This is a genomic window from Clostridium sp. AM49-4BH, from assembly GCF_003478335.1.
Classification (GTDB): Bacteria; Bacillota; Clostridia; order Lachnospirales; family Lachnospiraceae; genus Butyribacter.
Genome location: NZ_QUFB01000004.1, coordinates 37,931 through 64,852 on the forward strand (window position 1 = coordinate 37,931; position 26,922 = coordinate 64,852).

Here is a 26,922-nt window from a genome sequence, read left to right on the forward strand (position 1 = left end):
ATCTGAAGTGGATCACTTCATTCCTGCATCGCATTGTATCGCAATGTTATGACGCAGATCTTCCAAAATATTAATTGTTATCCAGTTTATAACCGCGTCCCCACACTGCTTTTAAATAACGTGGTTCTGCCGGGTTATATTCGATTTTTTCTCGTAAGTGTCGGATGTGTACGGCGACAGTGCTTTCTTCACCATAAGCATTGTCGTGCCATACGTTTTGGTAGATTTCACGTGGTGTAAAGGATTGTCCGACGTGCTGCATCAAAAATAACAGTATATTGTATTCGATGCGTGTCAGCGCAATGGGATCAGAGTCTAACGTGACTTCCTTGGTAATTGGATTTAATACGATACCGCCAACAGAATAAACATCGCTTTGCGTTTTGCCGCCGCCAAGCTGCATATAGCGGCGAAGCTGTGATTTAACACGTGCCTGAAGCTCGATGGGATTGAATGGTTTTGTTATGTAATCATCAGCGCCGACTGTTAAACCGAGCACTTTGTCAATATCTTCGCTTTTGGCGGTTAACAAAATCACAGGAACATTGCTAAATTCGCGTAGCTTCGTGAGTGCAGCGATGCCGTCCATATGAGGCATCATAATGTCCAGAAGAACCAAATGGATTTCCTCTTCTGTTAGAATTTTGAGTGCATCTGCGCCATTGTAGGCTTTGAAAATTTTATAGTCGTCGTTGCGTAAGTAGATTTCTAATGCGGTAACGATATCTTTTTCATCGTCACACAGTAATATTTGGTACATGTTTCCCTCCGTAATATTTATTGCCTCCTTACAAGATTTATCTTGCATAGTTCTATTGTAGAGAAATGAATCTTAAAATTCAACATGCTATTTGTTTAAGATTTTATTAAGAAACTGAAACTTCCCATACCGGAAGTTCTTGTCCTCGCCACATATTGCTTATTATGTCGGCAATAAATAGAATATTTTGCAGTCGACAAACTAAATTGTTCTGTCATCCAAGAACTAAGATAATTGCCGCAGAACGCAACTTTTTTTGTGTGATTTCTTATTTTGTTAAGTCTCTGATAAATACATGCCCGAAGGATTGTCTGAGATGTCCTGGTTTAGCAAGGTATCATCCATTTTTGGACGGGACGCTTTCGCTACAATGCACTACGTCACGTTACTTAATGTCTCTGAAATACGAGACATAAGTAACGACGAGCGCAAAGTCCCTTTCAAAAATGATGAATACCTTGCTTCCAGGACTTCGAGTTTCCGAAGGGCATGTAAATCAATCATCAGAGACAACAAAATTTAGAAATCACCAAGAACGAAAATGCGGCAAGGCAATTACTATAGTTCTCGGATGGCAGAAATCACTCTTTGGTGACTGCAAAATGCAATATAGTCATCGACATAATAAGCAATATGTTGTTCTTGCAGCAACTTCCGGTATGGGAAGTTTCAATAAATTAATTCATACAAGCGGATCCAAGAGGACGTCCATCGAAGAGCACGAAGGACATGGAGTTAAAATCCTTAAAGAAAAAGTATAAAGCGAAAGGTTTTGCGGCGGGATGCTCTCGTGAGGTCATCGCACGAGGCGCTGAGCAGCTTGGCTGGGAGTTGTCAAAACTATTGGGGATGACATTGCAGGCAATGGCGGCGTCTGAAGACACGATCAATGCGGAGATGGCCGCGATTGAGGCGCAAAGGTAGTTTGCACAGATGCAGTCATAATTTTGTAAGAAATTTGGAATAAAAATATCACAAAGTCGTGATACGAATTATAAAAACAGTCTTTTTTATTTTGCTAGGATGTTATCAGAAGCAGATAAAGGAGGCTATTTTTTATGGAAAGAAGGAAATACAGAAAACATAGATTCATGAAAGTGCTGGCGTTTATTTTGACGGTGATCGTAATGTGGAAATTGATAGGAAATGTGGGAAGCTGGGTCAGACAGTGGCAGTCGGATGAGGAGTATGGCGTGTCTGCACAAAATATGTCTATTCATGATGCGAAGGAGAAGGCACCGCAAAAGCTTAGTACAACGCAGATTAAGAAGAGACTGCACAGTTTGTCTAAGAAGGATTCAGCCTATATAAATATTTATGACAATCGGGATAAATATCCCACCGTGTTGTTGCGTTCCCTTTGTAATAATGCGGAGATGTTGGAGTTTGTGAAAGGTTATTTGTCAGCGGATGGCTTAGCACACGGTCATTTGACGAAGAAAGAATGTAAGGAAAAGATACCACTTTTGCTGCAGTGGGATCAAAGATGGGGATATGTTTCCTATGGAAGCAGCGACATTGCGTTATCCGGTTGTGCACCTACCTGTTTGTCAATGGTGATCGTGGGTTTGACCGGAAATCATAATGCAACGCCGGATAAGATTGCGAAGTATGCACAGGATAATGGGTACTATCTAAAAGGAACGGGAACGAGTTGGAGTCTTCTTACTGAGGGAGCTTCTCATTTTGGTGTTGTGGGATGTGAGATCAGTTTAAGCAAGGAAACTGTTTGTGGTGTCTTAAAACAGGGACAGCCGGTCATCTGCAGTGTGGGGAGAGGAGATTTTACGACAGAGGGGCATTTTATAGTATTGACGGGAATGAAAGATGGCAGAATTAAGGTGAATGATCCAAATTGTATACACAGGAGTTGTTTATGGAAGTATGAGACATTGGAACCACAGATTAAAAATTTATGGGCGTATCAGGGATGAAGGATATTTGCAGAAGCTATTTGCTTGTAGTACAATGACCTCAAATAAGCAAACGAAAGAGGGGAATAGGCAGATGGCGGAGAGTATTTTAGTGGTAGACGATGAGCAGGAAATTGCCGATCTGGTAGAGGTATATTTACAAAATGAGGGGTATACAGTGCATAAGTTTTACAATGCAAAAGATGCTCTGAATTGCCTGGATAAGACCACGATCAGTCTGGCATTATTAGATGTTATGCTTCCAGATATGGATGGCTTTTCGCTTTGCAGGCAGATCAGACAGAAGTTTTATTTCCCGATTATCATGTTGACGGCAAAAGTGGAAGATATGGATAAGATCATGGGTCTGACGGTGGGCGCTGATGATTATATTACCAAACCCTTTAATCCGTTAGAACTTATGGCGCGGGTCAAAACACAGTTACGACGATATACGCGCTACAATACGGCAGGTGTTACGCAGGAGCGGGATGAGGAGATTGATATACGAGGTATGCACATATCAAATATTAGTCACAAGTGTATGCTCAATGGACAGGAAATTGCATTGACACCTTTGGAGTTTGACATTGTGTGGTATTTGGCAAGAAAACAGGGAAAGGTTGTTTCTTCCGAGGAATTGTTTGAAGCTGTTTGGAAAGAAAAATATTTGGATAACAATAATACCGTGATGGCGCATATTGCCAGAATACGGGACAAAATGCATGAGACGGCACGTAAACCAAAGTTTATCAAAACGGTTTGGGGGGTAGGATATACCATTGAGTAAGAACATAACATTAGAGGCGAAACAAGGGGAGCAGCATGATCATAAAGCGATGCAGTTTTTGATGCAGTATGTAGTCACGCTGGGAATATGCATAGGCGGTTTGGTAATACTTGTGGTATTATCAAAATTGGTGTTATCCACGAGAATATGGTATCAGACAGATCCTTATTGGCCGATGCTACATTGGTTGAATTTACATGTGATCTCAGTCTGTGTTGCAGCTAGTGGCGCAATCTGTCTTATTGTGACGATTTATTATTTGTTCCGTGCTTTCCGGCAGATGGATGAAGTCGTGGAAGCAGCAGGAAAGTTAGTGCATCAGCCGGAACATCCTTTACGGTTGTCGCGTTCTCTGCAGGGGGTGCAAAATGAGTTGAATCTTGTGCGGGAACAGGCATTGCGCAATGAGATGGCGGTGAAAGAGGCTGAGCAGAAAAAGAATGATCTGATTGTATATTTGGCGCATGACTTAAAAACACCACTTACTAGTGTGATCGGGTATTTGTCATTGCTTCGAGATGAGCCGCAAATATCGGAACAGTTGCGACAGCGGTATACAGGCATTGCGTTAAATAAAGCAGAACGATTGGAAGAACTGATCAATGAATTTTTTGATATTACACGTTTTAATCTGTCGGTCATGACCCTGGAAAAGGAAACAATCCATCTGAGCCGTATGCTAGAGCAGATTGCCAGTGAGTTTGCACCGATTTTGCAGGAAAAAGGTTTGACATTGGAGCTTGCAATAGAAAAAGAGGTCGATCTGTCCGGAGATCCGGATAAATTGGAACGCGTCTTCGATAATCTGCTTCGCAATGCGGTCAATTACAGTTATCCGAATACAGTGATCCAGTTGTCGATGGAGCAACGGAAAGAAGAGCATAAAGTATTGCTTCGTGTACAAAATCATGGGCGGACGATTGCAAAAGAAAAATTAGAGCATATTTTTGAACAGTTTTTTCGTGTGGACGCGTCAAGATCCTCTGCAACGGGTGGGTCCGGACTTGGCTTAGCGATCGCCAGACAGATCGTGGAGATGCATCATGGACAGATTCGGGCAGAGAGTGTGGATGAGATGATAGTGTTTGAGGTGGAATTGCCAATATAAAGAGCATTCCTTTGGGATTGGAACGGTCGTTTCAGTACTTGGTGTTGGAAGAGTGATCGCCGCATTTAATCATTTCTTTATGGAACGCATGGTTGCCGCGGCAGGTGTAGAATGAGGGGAACCAGGGTGAGATCTTTCGCACAGCATATGTGTATGTACGAAATGCGGGAGTGTTATGGATTGCGCTAGGATAGTAGAAGAATTGTATTTCAAGGAATAACGTGGTAAAATATGGCTAAATACAGGTGGCTGTGATTGTGGGGATCCGGCCTGCCTAAGGAACGATAATTACGATGTTAGAAGTAATAGATATAGAGGGACAGAAGATGGAAAAGGTAAAGAAAATTATTATTCGTGTTACGGATAAACTAGAAGAGAGTTGTGTACTGGGGGCTATCAGGCAGGCGATGATCATGATGATCCCGCTGTTGGTGGTTGGCTATATGTCGGCAATGTTTCTTAATTTGCCGATTCCTGCATATCAAACGTTTATTACAACGTTGTTCGGAGGACGTGTTACTGAAGTGCTGCAGTGCGTCTATTCGACAGTTAATGATTTTTTCTCTGTATTTTTGGTTGTAGCAACAAGCGTGAGTTATTCGATCATAAAACAGAAAAAGCAGGGAATATATGAAGGTACCGGGAATATTATTATTCTTGTCATTATTTCTTTGGCAGCATTTGCCGGGTATTCCGGAATACAGTATGATGATTTTTCTATTACGAAGTTTAGTAATATGTATGCGTTTAGTGCATTGCTGGTTTCCTTGGTTTCGAGTGAGATGTATTGTGTGCTGAAAAATAGTGGGCTTTTTCGCTTGAAAAAGCAAAGAACGAATACGGATAGTGTTTATGAAGAAGCAATTGAGGAAATTATTCCGGCAGTGATCATTGTTGGCTGCTTTTCTTTATTGCATCAGTTCTTTCGTGTGTGTTTTGGAGTAGATGGTCTGCAAGAGTTGATGGAGAGGATGTTTAATTATATTTTAGGACCTTTGCAGAATGGTTTGGGAGCGGGGCTGATCGTCATTTTGCTGACACATGGATTGTGGTTTTTTGGTATTCATGGGCATAATATGTTGGACACAGTCATCAAACAACATTTCGCAGATGTGACAGCGGGGATTTTAGCAAAACAATGCAGGATGTATTTGTACTGCTTGGCGGAACGGGAGCTATGCTTTGCTTGGTCGTGGCACTATTGCTTTTTGCTAAGAAAAAGGGTACTCGTAATCTTGCGTGGATGGCGGCACCGACAGTTGTATTTAATATTAGTGAGATCGTGTTGTTTGGTATTCCGATCATATTAAATCCAATTTTTGTTGTGCCGTTTATGCTTGTTCCACTTGCTAATTTTTTGATAACTTATGCGGCAATTTATTCGGGACTGGTACCGCATCTTGTTAGTGAAGTGAATTGGACAACACCGATTTTCCTAAGTGGCTATCAGGCAACCGGTTCTTGGGCGGGAGCAATACTACAGATGGTATGTCTGGCGGTTGGCGTATGCATCTATATGCCATTTGTTCGCTTGTATGAGGAGCAGAGTGTTCGTAAAATGGAGCGTGATCTTAAGCTGCTCGTTCAGGAAATGCAGCGTGAGGAAGAAAATAATGCAATTATGACACTGACAAAACGTGAGGATGAATTAGGACATGTAGCACGAAGTTTGGCGGTAGAACTTGTAGAGGCGATACAACATCAGGAATTGTACCTCATGTATCAGCCGCAAGTAAATTGTGAAGGTGTGTGTGTTGGTATTGAGGCGCTGATTCGTTGGAATCATCCGGAACTTGGTTTTATTTATCCGCCACTGATCATTGAATTGGCAAAAGAAAAGCATGTATTATATTTGCTGGAACAATATATTTTTGATACAGCGGCAGCTACCGCAGAAAAGTTAAAACCATATGCAGGAGAGGAATTTAAGGTATCCGTCAATATCACCAATGAGTCTTTAGAGTGGGAGGGCATTGAACAATGCATTGATGATACGGTGGCCAAATATGATATCCCGAGCGAGTGGTTCTGCTTAGAGATCACGGAGCAGGATGCGCTTTCCTCCTCCATTGATATTGCAGATAAGATCAAAAATATTAAGGCAAAAGGACATAAATTCCTGATTGATGATTTTGGAATGGGACATACTTCATTGACATATTTACAGACAAATTATTTCGATGTAGTGAAATTGGATGGATCATTGACTAGAGATGTTTTATGCAATGAGCGAAACAGTGACATTATCGGTTCCATTGTGTATCTTAGTAAGTCATTGCATTTTAAGATCATTGCCGAATATGTAGAGGATGAGAATCAGAGAGATGAGTTGAAGCGGCTTGGCTGTGATGCGTTCCAGGGTTATCTTTACAGCAAACCATTGGAGGAAGATGCACTTCTGACATGGATGGAAGAGAGACAGAACGTGTGAATTGAATTTTCAGGAAAAAGGTAGTAGATATGTTGACATCATTAGCGTTTATTTTTCTGGTAGGACTGGCGATGGGATCCATCTGCCAAAAGTTAAAGCTGCCAAGGATCATTGGCATGCTTGTAACGGGTATCGTATTAGGACCGTATATTTTGGATCTGTTAGACCCATCAATTTTGGGAATCTCAGCGGATCTGCGCAAGATGGCTTTGATCATTATTTTGTTGAAGGCAGGACTGTCATTAGATCTGGCGGATCTTAAGAAAGCGGGGCGTTCGGCAGTAATGATGGCGTTTGTGCCGGCATCTTTTGAAATCGTCGGGTATATCGTATTTGCGCCGATGATCTTAGGCGTGAGCAGAGTGGAGGCGGCTGTGATGGGAGCAGTGCTTGGAGCGGTATCACCAGCGTGGTTGTGCCAAGAATGGTTAGCCTGATGGAGAAGAAATACGGAACAACAAAAGCGATACCACAGATGATCCTAGCAGGGGCATCTTGTGATGATATTTTTGTGATCGTGCTTTTTACGACCTTCTTAAGCATGGCGCAGGGTGGCAGTGCTCATGTAATGGACTTCGTTAATATACCGATATCTATTGTTTTAGGCGTATTACTGGGCGCTGTAGTCGGTTATGCCTTGTATTTGTTTTTTGAAACAGTGTATGCGAGAAAACACTGTGTACGCAACAGTATGAAAGTTATTATTGTACTGGGATTTTCCTTCCTGTTGATCGCTATCGAAGGATGGCTGGAAGGAAAAGTGTCGGTATCCGGTCTGCTGGCAGTTGTCAGCATGGCGTGCGTCTTGAAGTTCAAAAGTACCGAATTTGTATCCAAAAGATTATCCGAAAAATTTGGCAAGCTCTGGCTTGCAGCGGAAGTTGTGTTGTTTGTGCTTGTCGGTGCGGCAGTGGACATTCGTTATACGCTGAGTGCCGGACTGGCGGCGGTACTGATGATTGCGGTGGCACTTGTCTGTCGTGCAGTTGGTGTGCTCCTTTGCGTTACAGGGACACAGCTTTCTTGGAAAGAGCGAATCTTTTGCGTGATCGCCTATCTGCCTAAGGCAACTGTGCAGGCAGCAATTGGTTCGGTGCCTCTGTCTGCAGGACTTCCTTGCGGCAAGATCATTTTGTCCGTAGCGGTGCTCGCCATTATCATTACGGCACCGATCGGAGCAATCGGCATTGACTGCAGTTACAAAACGTTATTAGAAAAAAATTAGGATTTGGTGTGTGTAGTACGATAGGTCTGGATCTAGACGGTTATATCGGGAACATGGACATTTTCACAGGAATTGATTATAATAATAACATTAGAAACAATAATGCTATACGGAGGACAAGCAGATGTGCGATACGATACAAGAAAAATGCGAGAAGGCAGTAGCAAAAAAACATAGCGGTTATAATTGTGCGCAGGCGGTTGCCTGCACTTTTTGCGAAGAGGCAGGCTTAGATGATGAAACAATGAGAAACCTCATGCAGGGGTTTGGTGCGGGGCTGGCAACGATGGAAGGAAATTGCGGTGCGATCGCCGGAGCGGTAGCGGCAGCAGGAATGATCAATAAGGATCAGATGAACACTTTTCAGGATGCGCGTTTGATTATGCAGCAGTTTATGGAGCAGAATGGAACGGTTATCTGCAAAGAACTGAAAGGAATAGAAACAGGACATGTGGTCCGCGACTGTGATGACTGCGTCAGAGATGCGGTTCGCTTTTTGGAGGAAGCATTACAGAAATGATCGCTTATTATAATAGGCAATGATAGTTGGAAGAATGGTTAAAAAGAATTTGTATAGATGGTAAAAATATGGATTGGCTGGCTTATGTAGAGGTGTTTAAAGTTTTATTGAAATTATGTATAATTTTGCCTATAATAGGGGAAGATAATGCGCAAGATAATGCGCAAGATAATGGAGGGCATTTATGGAAAAATATCAACCACCATATACGATTACCAACCAAATGTTATCATATGTAGCATCGATTTCAGAAAAAATAGGGCGTATTACACTGATCAGTAATATGGAAAAAAAGCCTCATCTTAGGAAGAATAATCGAATTAAGTCCATTCATTCTTCTTTAAGGATTGAGGCTAATTCGCTTACCTTGAATCAAGTGAGAGATGTTATTAATGGTAAAATAGTGTTAGGGGAACAAAGAGAGATACAAGAAGTTAAAAATGCCTATTGTGCTTATGGAAAGATAGCAGAAATTAATCCTTATAGTATTCGGGATTTGAAAAAGTATCATGGAATTATGACAAAATATCTCGAAGAACAATCGGGAGATTTTCGTAGAGGGGAAGAAGGTGTATTTCATGGTGATGAGTGTATTTTTATGGCACCTCCGGCACAGTATGTCCCACAGTTGATGGAAGAACTTTTTGCATGGATGAAGGAGGTAGCGAGAGAAATACATCCACTGATTCTTAGCAGCATATTTCATTATGAGTTTGTATTTATCCACCCGTTTTCAGATGGAAATGGTCGAATGGCAAGGCTATGGCATACGGCAATTCTCTATCGATGGAAACCAATATTTGAGTATATTCCGATTGAAAGTCAGATTGAAAAATTTCAGGATGATTATTATGAGGCAATAGCAAAATGTCATGTTGCTGGAGAATCTACCCTGTTTATTGAATTTATGCTCGCACAGGTTGATAAAATTTTGGATGAGATAACTGTTCAGGTTGATGAAGACAATGAACAGCTTACTGAATATATTAAGAAACTACTTGGAGTTATGGAATATGATGTTCCCTATACAAGTAATACGCTTATGGAAAAGCTAGGTTTGAAATCTAGAGAAGGTTTTCGCAAAAATTATTTGCGACCGGCATTGGATTTGCAGATGATTGAAATGACCATCCCGGACAAACCGAATAGCAGAAACCAGAGATATAGAAAGGTTTGAACTGTAGGTGGAATGAAATGGTGCAGTGCCAGAAATGTGATCACCACAGATAAGGAGAGAAACAATGCTTAGATACACAGAAGAAATGATCGCAGAATGAAGATGTTAGACCGCATTACGGATGAACGATTGATGCCGATTGTTGGACAACTTCAAAAATATAGAACGGCAGGTTATCAGGAAGGATTGGCATGGGATGAATTTGTTTGACAAGTATTTTTCTTTGTATATAAGATAGAGATGTTTACTATGCGCGTAGAGAATAGCGGTTCGCAATTGTGATGACTGTGTTAGAGATGCGGTTCGCTTTTTGGAGGAAGCATTACAGAAAGGAATGTGATTTTATCATGTGGTTATTGTATGCGGTAGGTTCTTCCTTTTTTGCAGGAATTACATCTATTCTTGCAAAGTGTGGAATTAAGAAAACGGATTCCGATGTAGCAACCGCGATCCGTACGATTGTAGTCTTGTTATTTTCGTGGCTGATGGTTTTGATCACCGGGACGAGTGGTCAGATCACACAGATCAGTGGCAAGACATTTTCGTTTTTGGTACTTTCGGGATTAGCGACCGGAGCCTCTTGGCTGTGCTATTTTCATGCATTACAAAAGGGTGACATCAATAAAGTTGTGCCGATTGATAAAAGCAGCACCGTATTGACGATCTTGTTAGCGCTTATTTTTCTGCATGAGGGCATTACCGTTCCTAAGATCATTTCTGTTGTATTGATCGGTGTGGGTACTTTGTTGATGATCGATAAAAAGCAGGATAGTAAGGCGCAGACTGCAGGCAAAGAATGGATGATTTATGCGGTGTTATCAGCAGTATTTGCAAGTCTTACTGCCATTTTGGGCAAAGTCGGCATAGAAGGTGTAGATTCTAATCTTGGAACGGCAATCCGTACAACGGTCGTGCTCGTTATGGCTTGGCTAATGGTCGTGGTTAAAGGGAAATGGAAGCAGGTCAAGACGGTCGAAAAAAAGGAACTTGCCTTCGTGATGTTATCGGGACTGGCGACCGGAGCCTCTTGGCTGTGCTATTACCGCGCACTTCAGACAGGACAGGCAAGTGTTGTTGTACCGATTGACAAACTCAGCATTTTGGTGACGATCGCATTTTCATGGATCGTCTTTCGTGAAAAACTTTCCGGCAAAGCAGTGTTTGGGCTTATCGGCATTGTAGCGGGAACACTGTGGCTGGCATTATTGTAGGAGGCTTTAGGAGGAGTTTTAGAATCAATATGAGTGATCCAATTGCAAGTTTAACAAGGAGAGAATGGTGGGTGTGGATCTGTTCGTTGGTAGTGATCGTTATGGCAAATATTTTTCCTGGGGATTTTGATCTTCTCACATTAATTGCATCATGCATAGGAGTTACCTCTCTTGTCTTGGCAGCAAAAGGAAATGTGTGGTCGCAGATTTTGATGATCATATTTAGTATTCTTTATGGTATCATTTCTTGGCAATTCCGTTACTGGGGGGAAATGATCACCTATCTGGGAATGACGATGCCGATGGCTATTCTTTTATGATGTCTATGGTTTTATCAGTTGGAAGAAAAGAGAACGGGAAATCACCGTTTAGATTGTAAAAAAAGACAAGAAATGGTATGCTATAAATGTTTTGATTTGGACGAACAAGAAAGGAATGGTGAATTATTATGGAGAGAATAACAAGTTTTACGATAGATCATGATGTATTGGTTCCGGGCTTTTACATTTCCAGAAAAGATGGAGATATTACAACCTATGATCTTAGAACGAGAAGACCGAACAAAGGAGATTATATGAGCAATGCGGATATGCATTCTGTAGAGCACATGTTTGCAACTTATATCCGCAATTCGGAAATCGCCGATTCGGTTATTTACTTTGGACCGATGGGATGTCAGACCGGATTTTATCTGCTGGTCAGAGAAGTAGAACCTAAGAAAGTTTTTCAGATCACGAAAGAGGTGTTATCTCAGATCATTGCTCATGAAGGAGAGGTATTTGGAGCATCTGCGGCAGAGTGTGGTCATTATGAGAACCTTGATCTGGAGATCGCAAAGGAAGAGTGCAGAACTTATCTTGCTGTTTTGGAAAAACAGACTAACATGGAATTTTCATATCCAACAAAATAAATACGGTAAATTTGCGCTTGCGGCAAAGTGATAAAGCGCCTGCAAGTGTGCGAATGAAGAAAGGAATATACGATGAGAATAGGTGTGATCGGTGCCATGCAGATTGAGATCGACAATCTGAAGAAGTCACTGGAAAATAGTACAACAGAGGAAATCAGCAGTGTTCAATTTGTCAAGGGTAATATTGGAGAGGTAGAGGTAGTTGCTGCAGTGTCCGGCGTAGGAAAAGTGTTTGCGGCAATCTGTACGGAAGCCATGATATTAAAATATCAGGTGGATATGGTGGTCAATATTGGTGTTGCCGGAACGCTGTGCAAGGAACTGGGCGTGATGGATGTTGCGTTAGCAAGTCAGGTGGTACAGCATGATATGAATACTTCTGCTTTGGGAGATGATATTGGTTTGCTTTCCGGAATCAACCAGATTTATATTCCAAGTGATGAGAAGATGACGGCATTGATGGAACAATGTATTGCAGAAAAAGAAATTCATTACAAGGTAGGAACCATCGCTACCGGAGATCTGTTTATGCAGGGAGAACGGCAGAAAGAGAAACTTCATCAGCGATTTGATGCGATCGCGGCAGAGATGGAAGGTGGCAGCATTGGTCATGTTTGCTATATGAACCATGTCCCATTTACCGTACTTCGCACAATCTCCGATGGTGAGGGCGGAGCGATGGATTATGCTCAGTTTGCCAGGAAGGCAGCTAAATTGGGCATCGAGATCGTTATTGAGTTTATTAAGAAAATTATTATTTCATAAGGTGACGCGATGAATAAAATCAAGATGACCGAGGTGACGCAATGAATAAAATCAAGCTGACTGCACTTCCATGTATATGTGTAGATGTTTTTGATGGGATTGAAATGATCAGACCGGGCGGAGAAGCGTTAAATTTTGCTGTTCATGCTTCACGTTTTACGAATATAGATGTTACGCTTCTTGGTGTTATCGGAAAAGATAAATATGCAGAAGTGATAATGGATTCAATAGCAAAATTTGCTATTGATAAAAAACATATACGGATTGATGAAAGGCATCAGACTGCAAATAATATGACGTATCTTACGGAATCAGGCGATAGGTATTATAAAGATGATTCTTGGAATGGTAGTATTCTCGATAATATCGTGCTGAATGATGACGAAATCAAAATCTTATCAGAATCCGATGTGGTATTTGTTCATTTTTGGGCCTCGTGTCTTTCACAGGTAATCGAACTGAAAAAAACACATGGCTTTAAGCTTGTGGTGGATTTTGATGTATATAGAGATTTTGCTGATATGGAACGCTTTGCTCCGTATGTTGATTTCTTTATGATAAGCGGATCGGAAGAACTTCTGCCGATGTTTAGGGGGTTATCGAATAAATACAACTGCCTGTTCAATGTGTCACTTGCAGAACATGGAAGCGTTACATACTTTAATGGACAGGAATACAGAGTGCAGGCTGTAAAAGTTGAAAGCATAATAGATACCACAGGATGCGGCGACAGTTATCACGCCGGCTTTGTTTGTTCATATATGCTTGAAAATGATATTAAAAAGGCAATGAATGTTGGATCTGAAATTGCAGCAGAAACCTTAAAACATTATGGTGGATTCTGAATTGCAAAATAGCTATTGTTTTACTGACATAATAAGCAATATGTGACAACATGATAATTTTTGATGTGCGAAGATTGAGTTATATCAACAAGTAAAGGAGAACAGATTATGAGCGAAAAATTTATCGTAAGAAAAGCAGAGAAAAATGATATAGCAGAGATACAAACACTGATAAAAGGTTTGGCAACATACGAGAAAAGACCTCAAGATATGACAGCTTCCCAGGAAGATTTGTGCTACTGGATTTTTGAGAAGAAAATAGCAACAGTATTGATCGCGGAATATAACGAGGAGATCATCGGGTATGCTATTTACTATCCTATATTTGGATCGTTTGCGGCAGAAGCAGGGGTTCACTTGGAAGATGTGCTTTTAAATGAGAAATATCGTCATTGTGGATTAGGAAGAAAGTTCTTTTCCAAAATAGAAGAATTTGTTAAGGAAGATGGATATTCAAAAATGGAATGGAGCTGTCTGGACTGGAATACACCGTCAATTCGTTTTTATGATAAAATTGGTGCCACGCAAGAGCAAGGACGAGTATATTTTTCGTATAATTGTAAACAAATTTGAAATCGTATTGAAAAGATGAGATGTTATCAATGGTTGAATGAAAATGTAAAAAGTTAAAAAGTTATCAGTCGTGAAAATGATGTTGACATAGGCACTTTCATTTGATATTATTTATCAAGTAACGAAAAGTAACGAAATATTCCATGAGGGAGTAGTTGGCGCGAAAGTGTGATTTGTCAACATTCTGATTATAAACTGAGAGTATAATCTGGCAAATCTTAAATAATGAGACTCATGTATATCGATTAACTGCTCGTGCAGAAAGCGCAGGTGGATAATTGATATACATGAGTCTTTTTAATTTTATAGGAAATTGCTGTTATGTAGCGTGACAAAAGCAAAGCGCTGGCTTTGCCTTTTTGTTTCGGCATAGACTTCGGCTGACAACACTGCCTTGGGAAAGAGAAAAAGGAGAAGAATATGGAAAAATTGATTAATGACGCCCCATTTGTTCTTGTACTTGTGTTCCTTGTAATTGGTTTTACATTGTTGATCAAGGGTGCAGATCTATTCGTGGAAGGAAGTTCAAGCGTAGCCAAGAGACTACATGTGCCATCTATTATTATCGGACTTACGATTGTAGCAATGGGGACATCGCTTCCGGAGACGGCGGTAAGTGTATCGGCTTCCCTTGTAGGCAATAATGAGCTTGCAGTTAGTAATGTGGTTGGTTCCAATATCTTTAATCTGATGGTTGTTATCGGCGTATGTGCAATGTTAGCAACGGTTAATGTTGCTAAAGAAACCATAACGAGAGATATTCCGTTGTCATTGATCTGTGCCGGACTCTTGATGTTGTTTGGAAGTGTCGGAATTGGTGACAAATCAGATTTAACATTAGGACGTTTTGACGGTGTGATTTTAATTGCTTTCTTTGCCGGCTATTTATTCTATATGGTTAAGATTGCATTAAAGGCAAGCAGAGAAGGCAAGAGCGTTGAGATTGAAGGTGGATCTGATGAGGACATTAAGATTGTTTCTGTTCCGGTAAGTATAATATTTATTGTCGGTGGAGCGATCGCAATAGCATTTGGTGGAGATGTTACTGTAGATGCCGCATCGAGGATCGCAAGCGATCTCGGAATGAGCCAAACGCTTATCGGACTTACGATCGTTTCGATAGGAACATCGCTTCCGGAGCTGGTAACTTCTATTGTTGCAGCCAGAAAGAATGAAGTTGATATGGCACTCGGTAATGCGATAGGATCCAATATATTTAATATACTTATGGTGCTAGGTGTGGCTTCTGCAATCAGTCCGATCAGCATAATCAAAGAGAACATTATAGATATGTGCGTACTTATTGTGTTTACCGTGTGCGTATGGATATTTGCAGGGACTAAGAAAAAAATTGGGAAGATGGAAGGTTTCTGTATGGTTGCGTTTTATTTAGCGTATGCGGTGTACATCATAATAAGATGATGTTAAGGGCAAAATGATCTTTGAACGAAACATTATAGTAAGATGATGTTGAGAGCAATATATTTTCGAACGAAACATTATTGGAGATATATGAGGGATAAGACAAATGATATTATTTTTAAAAATTTTTTTCACGGAATTTATAGCAGAGATGGGAGATAAAACGCAGCTTATGCTGATTGCTCTTACATCTAAGTACAAGTTAAGAGATATTATATGTGGAACGGCTATTGCTATCCTTGTACTAAATGGACTTGCTGTTCTTGCCGGCGGATTGGTTAGTGAATTGATTCCGGAATGGCTTATTAAAATGATCGCAGCATTTGCTTTTCTTTATTTTGCAGCATCAACGATCGCAGGGGATGAGGAAGAAGAGGAAGAAGGCAGCAGATCAAAGATTCAGTTTGCTCCACTTGCAGTATTTTGCACATTTTTTGTAGCAGAGCTTGGCGATAAGACACAGCTTACTGCCATTACTTTTGGTGCTAATGAAGGTATGAGTGCAGCATTTGTCGTATGGATCGGCTGTTCTTTGGGACTTTTTGCAGCAGATATTCTTGGAATGTTGATTGGCTATTTGTTAAAGAGCAAGGCGCCGGATGGACTGCTGAATACACTTGCTGTTGCCATCTTCTCCGTATTTGGTGTATACACACTTTATCAGGGGCTAAAGCTGATAAGAGCAAGCGTTTATGCAATTCCGGTATTCTCGATCCTAATTGTGGTAACGGTTATTTTTGCAGGTTTGTGTGGCTGGCTGTTTTACAGAAAATCAGATACCAAAATTGAGGATTCCAATGAAAATGTAGACAAGGAAGATACCGATGAAAACGGAAAGTCAGATCCGTTCGATGCCACAGACAATAAGAAGGACGATAATTCAGGAAATAAAGATGCCGATACGGGGAATTATATTGATAGTAATTGCGGCAGTGATTGCAGTGACAGGAACGGTTTTATTTATCCGGAAGAAAAAGAAACAGAAGTAGAATTATAATTTGAATGGAATCAGAGGTCGCATATGAAGAACTTTACAATCCGTCTGGCAGGACAGTATTTTACCATCTGCCCTGTCTGTGATTATATCAGAGAATATTGCAAAGATTATATCGTGGCAGATGTTAAAAGGGGTGCAGCTACAGAAACTGGTGGAACTGTGTCAGAGAGTACGCCGGGAAATTCCGTAGCTTGTGTGACTGAGTCACCGGTTTATTTCTCGATTGTCACAACTCAGTCGGATATCGACTTTGAGCGTGAAAAATCCGCCAGAGAAGATATCAAAGAGGGCATTCCCATCAGGCATTTTTCCGATGCCTACTTAGAGACACTTGCGGTCTATCGCAAGATTGCAGACCACCTCTTATCTTGCGATACCCTGCTTTTTCATGGATCGGTCATTGCCATAGATGGCGAAGGCTATCTTTTTACCGCAAAAAGCGGTACCGGCAAGTCCACACATACACGACTGTGGAGAGAGTATTTCGGGGAGCGTGCCGTCATGGTAAATGACGATAAGCCGCTTCTTCATATCACCGACTCCGGCGTGACCGCCTATGGCACACCCTGGGATGGCAAGCACAGATTAAGCACGAATACTGCAGTACCGTTAAAGGGCATTTGTGTATTGACAAGAGACACCACAAATCATATCGAGCAGGCAGAGCCACATGACACATATCCGATGATCGTTCAGCAGACGAACCGCAGTCTTACCGCAGACGGAATGAAGCAGACACTTTCCCTCATAGACCGGATGCTTAATATAGTGCCGGTCTACCGGCTTGGCTGCAACATGGATATCGAGGCGGCGAGAGTGGCTTACGAGGGAATGAACAGACTTAAGAACAGGAGGAAAGACACATGAAGTTAAAAGATATATTTATCACACACGACAGCGATGGAGAGCAGGTTTTGATTGATGTGACAAGCTCATTTGCGGGACTTGTCAGAAGCAACAAGACAGCGGCATTTATTGTGGAGTGCCTGAAAACAGATACTACCAAAGAGCAGATTGTCGAGGCAATGTATGAGAAATACGATGCTCCGAAGGAAGTGCTGCAACAGGATGTGGATTCGATTGTGGAGAAGCTGCGTGGCATTGGAGCGATAGAGGAATGACCAGATTATCTTATGAGGAATATCTACGGAAATATCATACTCTCACATACAAAAATGTAGGAGTGAGTATGCTGCCGCTGTTAAAGCAGGGACGGGATTCTTTTACGGTGCGTGAGGTAAAACCGGGCGAAAGCTGTAAGGTATGGGATGTCGTGTTGTATAAAAGAGGCACAGACCAATATGTGCTTCACAGAATTATCAAGGTATATGAAGATTCCTATGATATCCTTGGCGATAACTGCATTGGGATAGAGCGTGGAGTCCCAAAGACCGATGTTCTTGGGGTTATGACAGACTTTACCCACAAAGGGAAGCAGTATAAGACCGATGACCTGAGATACCGATTGTATGTGTGGCTGTGGTGCAGGCATATAAGCTGCGGATATTTTTAAAGAAGATCAGAATGAGATTACAATCTGTTTTGAGAAAAAAGAGAGAAAAATGAACTTCAAAATCGAAATCTTCACATATGAGGACTTCTGAATAAAGAAAAAGTGGATATTCAAGATACAAAAGTGGACATTGAAAGCATACTTTCCGTGAACAGCAGGAAGAGCAGATATTTTAATGGACATGATAAGACGATATGGGTTATGATACAGGGAGTGGTGCAGACATTGTTTGTGCGTCTGCCATTAGCGTATATTATGAGTATTCAGCCGAACGCCAGTCTGACGATGATCGGATTGGCGGCACCAGTTTCAACGGTGGTTGGAATCGTGCTGAATTTGAGCTTTTACCTGTGGTATAACCGAGGGGAAAGGAAAGAATAATTTGGACGCAAGTTATCGTTTTTTTCAAAATAGAGCGTGTGAATTTTTTCCATGTCATGCGGTAGAAGATGTGGAAAAGTTTAACTGTCTATTTTGCTATTGTCCGCTATATTTGCGGGAGAAATGTCTTGGAAATCCGTCTTATTTGGTTGACGGGCGAGGATGTAAGATCAAGGACTGTAGTAATTGTACGGTAGTGCATCGACCGGAGATGTATGATGAGATCATGCATCAGCTTGGCAGACAAGATCAAGTGTTGGAGTTATCGATTCGCAGTTTTTGGAATGAAATTTTGGAGCGGATGGCAGAGATTGCCGGATGGCATCAAATGGACGAGGAGATGAGAAGGGAGCATCGATCTACTGCAGTAAGTGCGGTCACCAATCTGTTGCAAAAACATAAATATTTTTATCGGGTAGAGGTGCTTCTACAGCCATTTGATAAGTCTTGTGTGCAGGATGGAAAATTTCAGTTTGGCGGACAGGAGATCCGATGCAATGTGTTAGAGCGGATCGATCGCAGCCAAGTGGAAAATGGCTATATCTATGCGTTTCATGCACCGGATATCAATGTAGATGAGGGAGAGTCGCTACTTGCTAAATATTATTTGGAAGTATTTCAGATTGCCTGTATGGATGTCTGTAGACAACAGATACAGGACTATTTGGAACGTAAACACAGTGTCCTTCAGAAACAATACTGCAGTCCGTCTTTTGGACCAGGATATTATGGAATGGACATTGATGCAGTCCCTAAATTAATCTCATTTCTTGAGGCTGATACAGTTGGCGTGAAGTGGCAGGAGGATAAGTTGTATCCAATCATGAGTTTGGTTGGGGTGTATCTGATCAGTAAGGGCGAACTGTTAGCTGAATGCAAGGACTGTGCCGGTTGTCTGGGACAGGCGGGTGGATGTCAGTATTGTATGAATCGATAATATAGATAATATATTGGCAAGATTGGGGAGATTACAATGATAGAAGTTGAAGTCAAGCTTGCGCTGACTGACAGTAAGCGTGTAGAGCAAAAACTGCGGAAAGACGGTTTCGTACTGCAAAAGATTGTACGGGAAACAGATACTTATTTTAACGGTGTTGATCGGGATTTTCGCAAAACAGATGAAGCATTGCGAGTGCGTAAAACAGAGGTGCTAAAGAATGTAACGGATTTATCAGAGACGGATATTTTATCGGAACATTCCACAGAACAATCTGTTACAGAAAATGACAGCCAAATTCAGTCGTTTGTTACCTATAAAGGTCCTAAACTCGAAGAGACATCCATGACGAGGAAAGAACTTGAGATACCGATCGAAGATGATGCAGCGATGAGCGGATTATTGGTCGCATTGGGCTATCATCCGGTTCCGTCGGTGATAAAATGTCGCAAATACTACGTATTGGATCACATGACGGCATGCTTGGACAGTGTGGAAGGATTGGGGGAGTATTTGGAGTTAGAGATTTTGGTGGAGCAAGAGGAAGATAGACAGCAGGCGCTGCAGCAGATCGAGGAGCGGCTGCTGTCCTTAGGATATTCCATGCAGGATACGACAAGGATCAGCTATCTTTCAATGTTGGAGAAAATTTGGGAAAAAAATGGAGTGACTTATCATGAGTGAAATTACGATAAGAACAGCAAGGCTGGACGATGCGTCCAAGCTGGTTAGTATATATCGGTATTATGTAGAGAAAACAGCGATCACCTTTGAATATGAAGTGCCAACGGTAGCAGAGTTTCGACGCCGCATGGGAACTACGATGCAGAAGTATCCGTATCTGGTGATTGAGGAAGATGGCGTCATACAGGGGTATGCTTATGCAGGAGCGCTTAATCCAAGAGAGGCATATGATTGGTCGAGTGAACTCACGATTTATATGTCGCATACAGCGAGAAAAGGCGGTTTGGGCCGCAGGTTGTATGAAGCATTGGTAGATCAGTTGCGCAGTATGGGGATTCTTAATGTATACGCCTGTATCGGCTATCCGCAGCAGGAAGATGAATATCTGACAAAAAACAGTGAGCAGTTCCATAGACATCTTGGATTTGAGACGGTAGGAACTTTTCATCATTGTGGTTATAAATTTGGCCGTTGGTATGATATGATCTGGATGGAAAAGATGATTGAATCGCATGATTCGGTACAACAATCCGTGCTTTTTCCAGAGAGAAAAGCGTATACGATCACAGAGATTGTAGAGGATGATTTTGGCTGTGAGGGAAGACCGGAGGGAGCAGAACCGATGGTGACCGTATCTTTGGACGGCGATCATGGAGTCTGGGGCAAAGTACGCATTGCAGATGCTTATTTGTACGAACACCATTTGGATGTCGGCTCTGTTGTTCATACTACCGAAATGTTTTTAGATAGCATTTCCGCTCGTCCGTGATCCGGTAGCTTTCCACTGCCTTTTGGATGGTTTTGTGATGCACCCATGCAGAGAGGATGCGTTTTTCGATATAAGGAATTGTCGCATCCCATTGCTTTGCCAGTGCAGTGGCGAGATACCATGCGATCATCATGTTGACATAGTATTCATCGGATGTGGTATCGGTGACAAGTTTGAGATATTCCGGACGAAAATCTTCGTCCAAGTAAAAACGCATTAACATTTCCATACCATACCGGATGGTGTAAGTATGAGTGGAATGAATCCATTCTTTGATGTGTTCGAGAAGAACTTCTTTATTTTTGGCAAAACATTTGGGCGCAGGCAGATCGCAAGTTGCCCAGTTATCAATATAGGGCAGAAAGCGTTCGATTTCTTTCAAACAATTCTCAAAGTCTTTGATATTTGCTACGAGCATCATATGGAGATTGTTTTCTTCGTAATAATGATGCGGAAGCTCATGAAGAAACTGTGCGGACTCTTCCTGTGCGGCAAAATCTTTTGCAAATTTGCGTAGAATGGGCGTTCGAATCCCGATGATCGTTTCTTTGTCTATACCCGGCAGCAGCTTGGCATGAAAATCCCGATATTTTAAGTCTTGTAAATCAAATAATTGTTGTTGTAAAGCCGTCATAATATGCTGTTGTTCCTTTCTATATATTCCGTAATATTTCGCAATTATATGTCGCTATTGCAATGGAGTGCTTCCGATTGCAGTGTATCAGATAGCAGTTATTTTGTAAAAGGTCTATGTAAAATATTACTTGACCTGTCGTAGTAATTATGATATGCTCTACCTACGACAGACGTACTACGACAGTCGTGGTATGACGGAGAGGAGGCAGGAATTTGATCAGCAGTGATGTCATTCGCGGATACAATGATACGATCATTTTGTATCTCCTTCAGCAGAATCCTTCGTATGGATATGAGATTTCTAAACAGATTCGGACGATTTCCGAGGAAAAGTATATTATCAAAGAGACAACGTTGTATTCGGCATTTACCCGTATGGAGAAAAACGGATACATCGAATCTTTTTCCGGAAATGAGACAAATGGAAAGCAGCGGACCTATTACCGAGTGACGCCAGAGGGAATGGCGTATTACGAAGAAAAATGCAAGGAATGGGAAGTGACGAAGGAAGTCATTGACAAATTTATTGTCAGGAAAGGATGAAGTAGAGCATGGAGGCAATTAGGGAATATTTACATAATATGTTCTTGAATCTACCGGAGACGCCGCAGGTATTGCGTGCGAAAGCGGAATTGATGGAGATGATGGAAGATAAATATGAAGAATTAATGCAGGAAGGAATGTCAGAGAAAGAGGCTGTGGGAACGGTAATCTCGGAATTTGGCAATCTGGATGAACTTGCGGAGGAGTTAGGGATTGACGGTTTTGTGAATCAGGAGCAGACGCAGTCAGAGACAATGGGAAACTCCACTACAGATGACACAAGCAGACAATCCGATTCCCGTTGGGGATTAGAAGAGGTGCGGAGGTATCTTTCGGATGGACGTAGGCATGCTCGAATGATTGCCCTTGGAGTGATGCTTTGTATTTGGAGTCCGCTTTTGTCAAGTGTTAGTGATGGTGCAGTGGAAGAGGGGTACATAACGAATATCCTATCAGACGCTATGGATGGTTCCTTATTCCTGTTCGTGGGAATTGCAGTGCTGTTGTTTATTATGGCCTCCAATTGTCATAAACGCTATGCGAAGATCAAACATTTTACCATTAATCTGGATGAGCAGGCAGGTTCTTATCTAATGATACGGGGAAAAAAGGACGAAAACAAGCGGTTTGTTTTGTTGTGCTTGGGTGTACCGTTGTGTGTGTTCAGTGTGATACCTTCTATGTTTTCTGATTATATAGACAATGCACTGATACAGGAAATAATGGATAGCAGCGTTTTATTCATTGTGGGAATAGCGGTATATTGTTTTGTATATGGTGGTAGTGTGAAAAATCGTTATAAAGACTTGTCCAAAGCTGTAAAAAATCATGCAGGAGCATATCAGACCAGTGGAAAGAATTATTATGGAGCAGGCACACAGCCGCTATTTGAGAAAAAACGTTTTCCTGCCGGAGTCTTTCTTGGCGTACTTCTGATTACAACGGCAATACTTGCTGTGGTTTCTGATTTCTCAAACACTGTGTACCAAAATGCGGACAGACAACAAGAAGATTTTACACAGATATTGAAAAAAATTTCTTCCACAGATAAGATTCGTGCCATTGATGTGGAAGAAAATGCAGGGAAGATTGCTATCGAGGTTGATGATGATATTACAAAGCCCGATATACATTATGATGGCAAAAGCAATAAGCAGCCTCAGATATCTTATAAAGATGGTAAGCTTACCGTAAAAGTAAGTCCACAGGATCGTTTCATTTGTTTTCGCAGCGCACTTGGAAGCGCAGTTATTCTATGACGATCAAGATTCCGGCGGCGATGTATGATCATGGAAAGCTTGCAGTAAATATGTCTGCAGGGGATATTCATTTGACAGGACTTACCGGTGGTGAAGCAAGTGTTAGTGTGGATGCCGGTAATGTCCAAGTGAAGGATTGCAGTTTGGACCACATAGAGGTTGAGGCAGATGCCGGGAATGTTGATATGAAGGGCAGTCATATATATGATGTAAATGTAGACATTGATGCCGGTAATTTTAAGATGGATTTTGACGGACCGCAGGAGGCATATGCATATGACTTAAGTGCTGATCTTGGACTCATTTCGGTCGGTCAAAATAAAAACAGTGGTGTTAGCAATGAATATACGGCGCAAAAGGATCAGCAGATAGAGGGATATGAATCCTATCAGCAGATAAAAGCCGATGTAGATATGGGAAATATTACGATCAAGACAGAGTAGAGGAGGAAGAGACTATGAACAAAGATAATTTATTTTGGGGTGTTGTTTTTTTAATGGCAGCGATTTATATTTTAATGCGGAGTGTTGGGATGGCACCGGATGTTAGTATTGTACGGATCATCATTGGACTGCTTTGTATTACCGGATTTATAAAAGCTGCGATCGATCTGGAATTTGGTGGGATGCTGTTTTCGCTGGCGATTTTATTCATTGTTTTTCGTCGTTATATAGGATTGGAAAGCATGTCTTCATGGTCGATCCTGATGGCGGCATTATTTGGAACGATAGGATTAAATATGCTTTTTGGAGATCATGCCTCTGCATATCGTAACCGCAAAAGAGCAAAACGTTATGGAGAGCAGTTTGAGCGGCAGCAGGAGCAGTATGAGGGACAGATGGGCGAAAATACGGACACTTCCGGAGCGAGCCAAGGCTTTTACGATTCAAATATGCAAGGGGAACATATTGTGCTGAGTGGATTGTTTAATGGAACGAAAAAGAATCTGCAGTCTGCAAATTTCAAAAGTGCGCTTGTGGATTGTACTTTCTGTGGAATGGAAGTGAATATGACAGGAGTGAATATTCCTTCCGGCACAGCGGTGATCACGCTGGATATTCATTTTGCAGGAGTGAATTTCTATATTCCTGCAGATTGGAATATCGTGGATCAAACCGGCTGTACCTTTGGAGGGGTGAAAGAGCAGCAGGCTACAGCGCCAACGGTAGGACCGACCATTATTTTCGAGGCAAGATCACTTTTGGCGGTGTTGAGATCTATCGCGTTTAGGCATAATGATAACGTCCACGCATTGTAAATAATAGCATCAGAGTGACACAGAGTGTGAGTAGTTCAGCTGCATTGATAGACCACCAGATGCCCATGATGCCAAAGAGCAGAGGAAGCAGCAGTACAGCTGCGATCTGAAAGATCAGCGTGCGCAGGAACGAGATCAAGGCGGATAATGGACCGTTATTTAAAGCCGTAAAGAATGAGGAGCCAAAAATATTAAATCCATTGATCAGATAGACGAGGCAGCAGATGCGGAAACCGGTCTGGGTCATTGCGTGAAGTTTGGCGTCATAACCAACAAAAAGTTTGGTGATATAAGGTGCTAATAGTTCTGCCGCACCGACTAATGCAATGCCCCATACGGCGATCAAAGATATGCTTTTTCGAAATATATTTTTAAGCTCTTGGTGATTTGCAGCACCATAATGATAACTGATGATCGGAGCACTTCCAATGGAGTAACCAAGGAACGTGGATACAAAAATGAAATTGACATACATAATTGCGCCATAGGAAGCGACACCATTTTCACCGGCATAATTCATAAGCTGTAAGTTGAACAGAGAGCTTACGATAGAGTTGGATACATTGGTCATCAATTCGGAGGAGCCGTTTAGACAGGTTTGGAGAAGTACTCTGCCATGAAATTTTGTTTTGCCAAGATGCAGTAAGCTTGAATTTTTACGGCTGAAATAAAATATTGGAAAAATACCACCAATAAATTCACCACATACAGTAGCAATGGCGGCTCCGGCAATTCCCCAATGAAATACAGCAATAAACAAAAAGTCAAGAACCATATTTGTGACTCCGGCACTGATGATCACATACAATCCAAGTTTTGGTTTGCCGGCAGTCACAAAAAAGCTTTGAAAAACATTTTGCATCATAAAAGCGGTCATGGAAATAAAAGAGATACGACCATATAAAGTGCAATTCTTAAGTAGCTCACCGTGTGCACCGAGCATGCGTGCGATAGCCGGGGTAAAGATGATACCGAGCAGCGATAAAATAAGGCCACCAATGGCAGTGGCATATACCAGAAGAGAAAAGTATTCGATGGCTTTCTCTTCTTTTTGTTCGCCCAGTGTTTTGGCAACAATGGCACTGCCGCCGGTTCCTATCATAAAGCCTAATGCGGAAATTCCCATAATAAATGGCATGATCAGATTGATAGCGGCTAAGGCTGTTTTACCAACAAAATTAGATACAAACAATCCGTCAACAACGCTGTATATGGACGTAAAGATCATCATTATGATAGATGGAAATACGAATCGCAATAATTTTTTATACGTAAAATGTTCCGATAATGAAATACTCATACATAACTCCTTCCCCAGTAGCGTTCGATGACATCTTGATGGAGATCTTCACCAATAATGATGAGGATTGCCTGACCGTTTGGGACGGGCGTAAGCACCGTCTGATTTTTGGTGGCATTTACCGACAGCCAGCTTCCATCAGGAAGCTGTTGAAATCCTTTAATGCGGAAAATGTTACCACAGTTCGGATCTTGAAATAATTTTGGGCAGGATTCTTCTAGAAATTCTGCTGTAAAGTCCATATTCATGAAATAGAGACTGTCATAGGATTTGTCGGTGTCAAACCATAATTTGGTATACTCGGCATTATGCCAGCCGGAAGTCATGATCGCTTTGTAATCAGAATCGTTTAACTGATCCAGTGGCTTGTCGATGATAACTTGTTTTGGTAATGTTTGTATTTTGATTTCATGATAGGTGTCAAAAAGATAATTCTTCATAGCCATTACCTGTGCGTCATTCGCATCATCCATGTGGCTGAAAATGATGGTTCCGGCTTCGGATGCTTGCGAAGCGAGAAGATAACGTGATGTTTCGGAGAGAGGGAGTGGCTGGGAAACATCCACAATAGTAATAACATTACCAATGGTATACCAGCGTTCCAACGGATCTTCGTGCAATACGTCAAAAAATTCATCCATATCAAAAATGCCGGACGGCTCCACTAAAATGCGGTCATAGCCGCACATTCCCATTGCGATCAATTTTGTTTTGAAACGGCGTTTGTGGCAGTCTGCATCGCAGCCTCCTGCAACCATTTCCAATGTGCAATGTTCTCCTAAAATGTCCTGAAGCAGCATGGCGTCCACATTGACTGCACCATGGTCATTTTCCAATATACCAATATTTAAGCCCTGCTCCATCAGGTGAGTTGCATATTTTCGAATAAACGTAGTCTTGCCTGCACCAAGAAATCCCGTGATTAAATCAATAGTAATCATAGCAGCCTCCTTTTTGCAATATTGTAACATATAGGAGATGGTATTGACAGATGT

General features: G+C 41.6%; 32 protein-coding genes and 2 pseudogenes. 30 read left to right on the forward strand and 4 right to left on the reverse strand.

The window, feature by feature from the left end:
* Window positions 1-70: 70 nt before the first annotated feature.
* The gene (locus DW981_RS01980) at window positions 71-760 is read right to left on the reverse strand and encodes a response regulator transcription factor (RefSeq protein ID WP_022024276.1); all 690 of its coding nucleotides are present in this window, start codon (window positions 758-760) and stop codon (window positions 71-73) included.
* Between the two features lie 705 nt (window positions 761-1,465).
* Here DW981_RS01980 and DW981_RS01990 point away from each other — a divergent pair.
* From DW981_RS01990 to DW981_RS02105, 26 genes and pseudogenes are all read left to right on the forward strand, one after another.
* Window positions 1,466-1,684, forward strand: a pseudogene (locus DW981_RS01990) (hydrolase); the annotation flags it as partial.
* Between the two features lie 134 nt (window positions 1,685-1,818).
* The gene (locus tag DW981_RS01995) at window positions 1,819-2,694 is read left to right on the forward strand and encodes a C39 family peptidase (protein ID WP_118506594.1); all 876 of its coding nucleotides are present in this window, start codon (window positions 1,819-1,821) and stop codon (window positions 2,692-2,694) included.
* A 73-nt stretch (window positions 2,695-2,767) separates the two neighbouring features.
* Window positions 2,768-3,463, forward strand: coding sequence for a VanR-ABDEGLN family response regulator transcription factor (vanR, locus tag DW981_RS02000; RefSeq protein ID WP_118506648.1), 696 nt, complete (start codon window positions 2,768-2,770; stop codon window positions 3,461-3,463).
* Between the two features lie 424 nt (window positions 3,464-3,887).
* A pseudogene (locus DW981_RS15510) lies at window positions 3,888-4,571 on the forward strand (HAMP domain-containing sensor histidine kinase); the annotation flags it as partial.
* Window positions 4,549-4,686 (forward strand): hypothetical protein, encoded by a 138-nt coding sequence (locus DW981_RS14965; RefSeq protein ID WP_182434091.1) that lies wholly within the window; start codon window positions 4,549-4,551, stop codon window positions 4,684-4,686. The pseudogene DW981_RS15510 and the gene DW981_RS14965, both read left to right, overlap by 23 nt.
* Window positions 4,687-4,864: 178 nt before the next feature.
* Window positions 4,865-5,881 carry a PTS transporter subunit EIIC gene (locus tag DW981_RS16030; protein WP_118506595.1) on the forward strand — a complete coding sequence of 339 codons (1,017 nt, stop codon included), beginning with the start codon at window positions 4,865-4,867 and terminating at the stop codon, window positions 5,879-5,881.
* Complete coding sequence (locus DW981_RS15870; RefSeq protein WP_347474488.1) at window positions 5,764-7,002, forward strand: EAL domain-containing protein; 1,239 nt, start codon at window positions 5,764-5,766, stop codon at window positions 7,000-7,002. Before DW981_RS16030 ends, DW981_RS15870 begins: the two co-directional genes overlap by 118 nt.
* Before the next feature lie 29 nt (window positions 7,003-7,031).
* Window positions 7,032-7,439: a cation:proton antiporter gene (locus DW981_RS16035; RefSeq protein ID WP_347474481.1), complete on the forward strand. Its 408-nt coding sequence runs from the start codon at window positions 7,032-7,034 to the stop codon at window positions 7,437-7,439.
* Entirely contained in the window at window positions 7,427-8,227 is an 801-nt protein-coding gene (locus DW981_RS02020) for a cation:proton antiporter (protein WP_347474482.1), read from the forward strand. Before DW981_RS16035 ends, DW981_RS02020 begins: the two co-directional genes overlap by 13 nt.
* 124 nt (window positions 8,228-8,351) lie before the next feature.
* The gene (locus DW981_RS02025; RefSeq protein WP_118506597.1) at window positions 8,352-8,747 is read left to right on the forward strand and encodes a C-GCAxxG-C-C family protein; all 396 of its coding nucleotides are present in this window, start codon (window positions 8,352-8,354) and stop codon (window positions 8,745-8,747) included.
* A gap of 184 nt (window positions 8,748-8,931) precedes the next feature.
* Window positions 8,932-9,924, forward strand: a complete 993-nt coding sequence (locus DW981_RS02030; protein ID WP_118506598.1) for a Fic family protein — start codon at window positions 8,932-8,934, stop codon at window positions 9,922-9,924.
* A gap of 347 nt (window positions 9,925-10,271) precedes the next feature.
* On the forward strand, window positions 10,272-11,135 hold the full coding sequence (locus DW981_RS02035) for an EamA family transporter (RefSeq protein ID WP_118506599.1): 864 nt from the start codon (window positions 10,272-10,274) through the stop codon (window positions 11,133-11,135).
* Window positions 11,136-11,164: 29 nt separating this feature from the next.
* Window positions 11,165-11,455, forward strand: coding sequence for a nicotinamide mononucleotide transporter (locus DW981_RS02040; RefSeq protein ID WP_118506600.1), 291 nt, complete (start codon window positions 11,165-11,167; stop codon window positions 11,453-11,455).
* 128 nt (window positions 11,456-11,583) lie between these two features.
* A complete protein-coding gene (locus DW981_RS02045) occupies window positions 11,584-12,045 on the forward strand; it encodes an S-ribosylhomocysteine lyase (protein ID WP_118506601.1) in 462 nt (153 codons plus the stop codon).
* A 72-nt stretch (window positions 12,046-12,117) separates the two neighbouring features.
* Window positions 12,118-12,810, forward strand: coding sequence for a 5'-methylthioadenosine/adenosylhomocysteine nucleosidase (locus tag DW981_RS02050; protein ID WP_118506602.1), 693 nt, complete (start codon window positions 12,118-12,120; stop codon window positions 12,808-12,810).
* A 41-nt stretch (window positions 12,811-12,851) separates the two neighbouring features.
* Window positions 12,852-13,655 (forward strand): PfkB family carbohydrate kinase, encoded by an 804-nt coding sequence (locus DW981_RS02055; protein ID WP_118506603.1) that lies wholly within the window; start codon window positions 12,852-12,854, stop codon window positions 13,653-13,655.
* Window positions 13,656-13,763: 108 nt separating this feature from the next.
* Window positions 13,764-14,228: a GNAT family N-acetyltransferase gene (locus DW981_RS02060; protein ID WP_022024056.1), complete on the forward strand. Its 465-nt coding sequence runs from the start codon at window positions 13,764-13,766 to the stop codon at window positions 14,226-14,228.
* Between the two features lie 420 nt (window positions 14,229-14,648).
* Window positions 14,649-15,650, forward strand: coding sequence for a calcium/sodium antiporter (locus tag DW981_RS02065; protein ID WP_022025719.1), 1,002 nt, complete (start codon window positions 14,649-14,651; stop codon window positions 15,648-15,650).
* Between the two features lie 106 nt (window positions 15,651-15,756).
* A complete protein-coding gene (locus tag DW981_RS02070; RefSeq protein WP_022025720.1) occupies window positions 15,757-16,647 on the forward strand; it encodes a TMEM165/GDT1 family protein in 891 nt (296 codons plus the stop codon).
* A gap of 24 nt (window positions 16,648-16,671) precedes the next feature.
* Window positions 16,672-17,514, forward strand: coding sequence for a hypothetical protein (locus tag DW981_RS02075; protein ID WP_118506604.1), 843 nt, complete (start codon window positions 16,672-16,674; stop codon window positions 17,512-17,514).
* A complete protein-coding gene (locus tag DW981_RS02080; protein WP_022025724.1) occupies window positions 17,511-17,768 on the forward strand; it encodes a PqqD family protein in 258 nt (85 codons plus the stop codon). Before DW981_RS02075 ends, DW981_RS02080 begins: the two co-directional genes overlap by 4 nt.
* Window positions 17,765-18,160: a S24/S26 family peptidase gene (locus DW981_RS02085; protein ID WP_118506605.1), complete on the forward strand. Its 396-nt coding sequence runs from the start codon at window positions 17,765-17,767 to the stop codon at window positions 18,158-18,160. Before DW981_RS02080 ends, DW981_RS02085 begins: the two co-directional genes overlap by 4 nt.
* A gap of 147 nt (window positions 18,161-18,307) precedes the next feature.
* A complete protein-coding gene (locus DW981_RS02090; protein WP_347474483.1) occupies window positions 18,308-18,541 on the forward strand; it encodes a hypothetical protein in 234 nt (77 codons plus the stop codon).
* Window position 18,542: 1 nt separating this feature from the next.
* Window positions 18,543-19,478: a cysteine-rich small domain-containing protein gene (locus tag DW981_RS16040; RefSeq protein ID WP_118506606.1), complete on the forward strand. Its 936-nt coding sequence runs from the start codon at window positions 18,543-18,545 to the stop codon at window positions 19,476-19,478.
* A gap of 36 nt (window positions 19,479-19,514) precedes the next feature.
* Window positions 19,515-20,162, forward strand: coding sequence for a class IV adenylate cyclase (cyaB, locus tag DW981_RS02100; RefSeq protein ID WP_118506607.1), 648 nt, complete (start codon window positions 19,515-19,517; stop codon window positions 20,160-20,162).
* The gene (locus tag DW981_RS02105; protein ID WP_118506608.1) at window positions 20,155-20,931 is read left to right on the forward strand and encodes a GNAT family N-acetyltransferase; all 777 of its coding nucleotides are present in this window, start codon (window positions 20,155-20,157) and stop codon (window positions 20,929-20,931) included. The genes cyaB and DW981_RS02105 overlap by 8 nt, the downstream gene beginning before the upstream one ends.
* Here the strand turns inward: DW981_RS02105 and DW981_RS02110 are convergent.
* The gene (locus tag DW981_RS02110; protein ID WP_118506609.1) at window positions 20,891-21,565 is read right to left on the reverse strand and encodes a DNA alkylation repair protein; all 675 of its coding nucleotides are present in this window, start codon (window positions 21,563-21,565) and stop codon (window positions 20,891-20,893) included. The genes DW981_RS02105 and DW981_RS02110 overlap by 41 nt on opposite strands.
* A gap of 215 nt (window positions 21,566-21,780) precedes the next feature.
* On the opposite strand from DW981_RS02110, the gene DW981_RS02115 reads away from it, so the two are divergent.
* From DW981_RS02115 to DW981_RS02130, 4 genes are read left to right on the forward strand one after another with little or no spacing between them, the layout of a single operon-like run.
* Window positions 21,781-22,110, forward strand: coding sequence for a PadR family transcriptional regulator (locus DW981_RS02115; protein WP_118506610.1), 330 nt, complete (start codon window positions 21,781-21,783; stop codon window positions 22,108-22,110).
* Window positions 22,111-22,118: 8 nt separating this feature from the next.
* Window positions 22,119-23,369: a permease prefix domain 1-containing protein gene (locus tag DW981_RS02120; RefSeq protein ID WP_118506611.1), complete on the forward strand. Its 1,251-nt coding sequence runs from the start codon at window positions 22,119-22,121 to the stop codon at window positions 23,367-23,369.
* Entirely contained in the window at window positions 23,366-23,812 is a 447-nt protein-coding gene (locus tag DW981_RS02125; protein ID WP_243034638.1) for a DUF4097 family beta strand repeat-containing protein, read from the forward strand. Before DW981_RS02120 ends, DW981_RS02125 begins: the two co-directional genes overlap by 4 nt.
* Before the next feature lie 14 nt (window positions 23,813-23,826).
* Window positions 23,827-24,627, forward strand: coding sequence for a hypothetical protein (locus DW981_RS02130; RefSeq protein WP_118506613.1), 801 nt, complete (start codon window positions 23,827-23,829; stop codon window positions 24,625-24,627).
* On the opposite strand, the gene DW981_RS02135 is transcribed toward DW981_RS02130, so the two are convergent.
* Window positions 24,596-25,927 (reverse strand): MATE family efflux transporter, encoded by a 1,332-nt coding sequence (locus DW981_RS02135; RefSeq protein WP_118506614.1) that lies wholly within the window; start codon window positions 25,925-25,927, stop codon window positions 24,596-24,598. The genes DW981_RS02130 and DW981_RS02135 overlap by 32 nt on opposite strands.
* Window positions 25,924-26,868, reverse strand: a complete 945-nt coding sequence (locus tag DW981_RS02140; RefSeq protein ID WP_118506615.1) for a GTP-binding protein — start codon at window positions 26,866-26,868, stop codon at window positions 25,924-25,926. Before DW981_RS02140 ends, DW981_RS02135 begins: the two co-directional genes overlap by 4 nt.
* Between the last annotated feature and the right edge of the window lie 54 nt (window positions 26,869-26,922).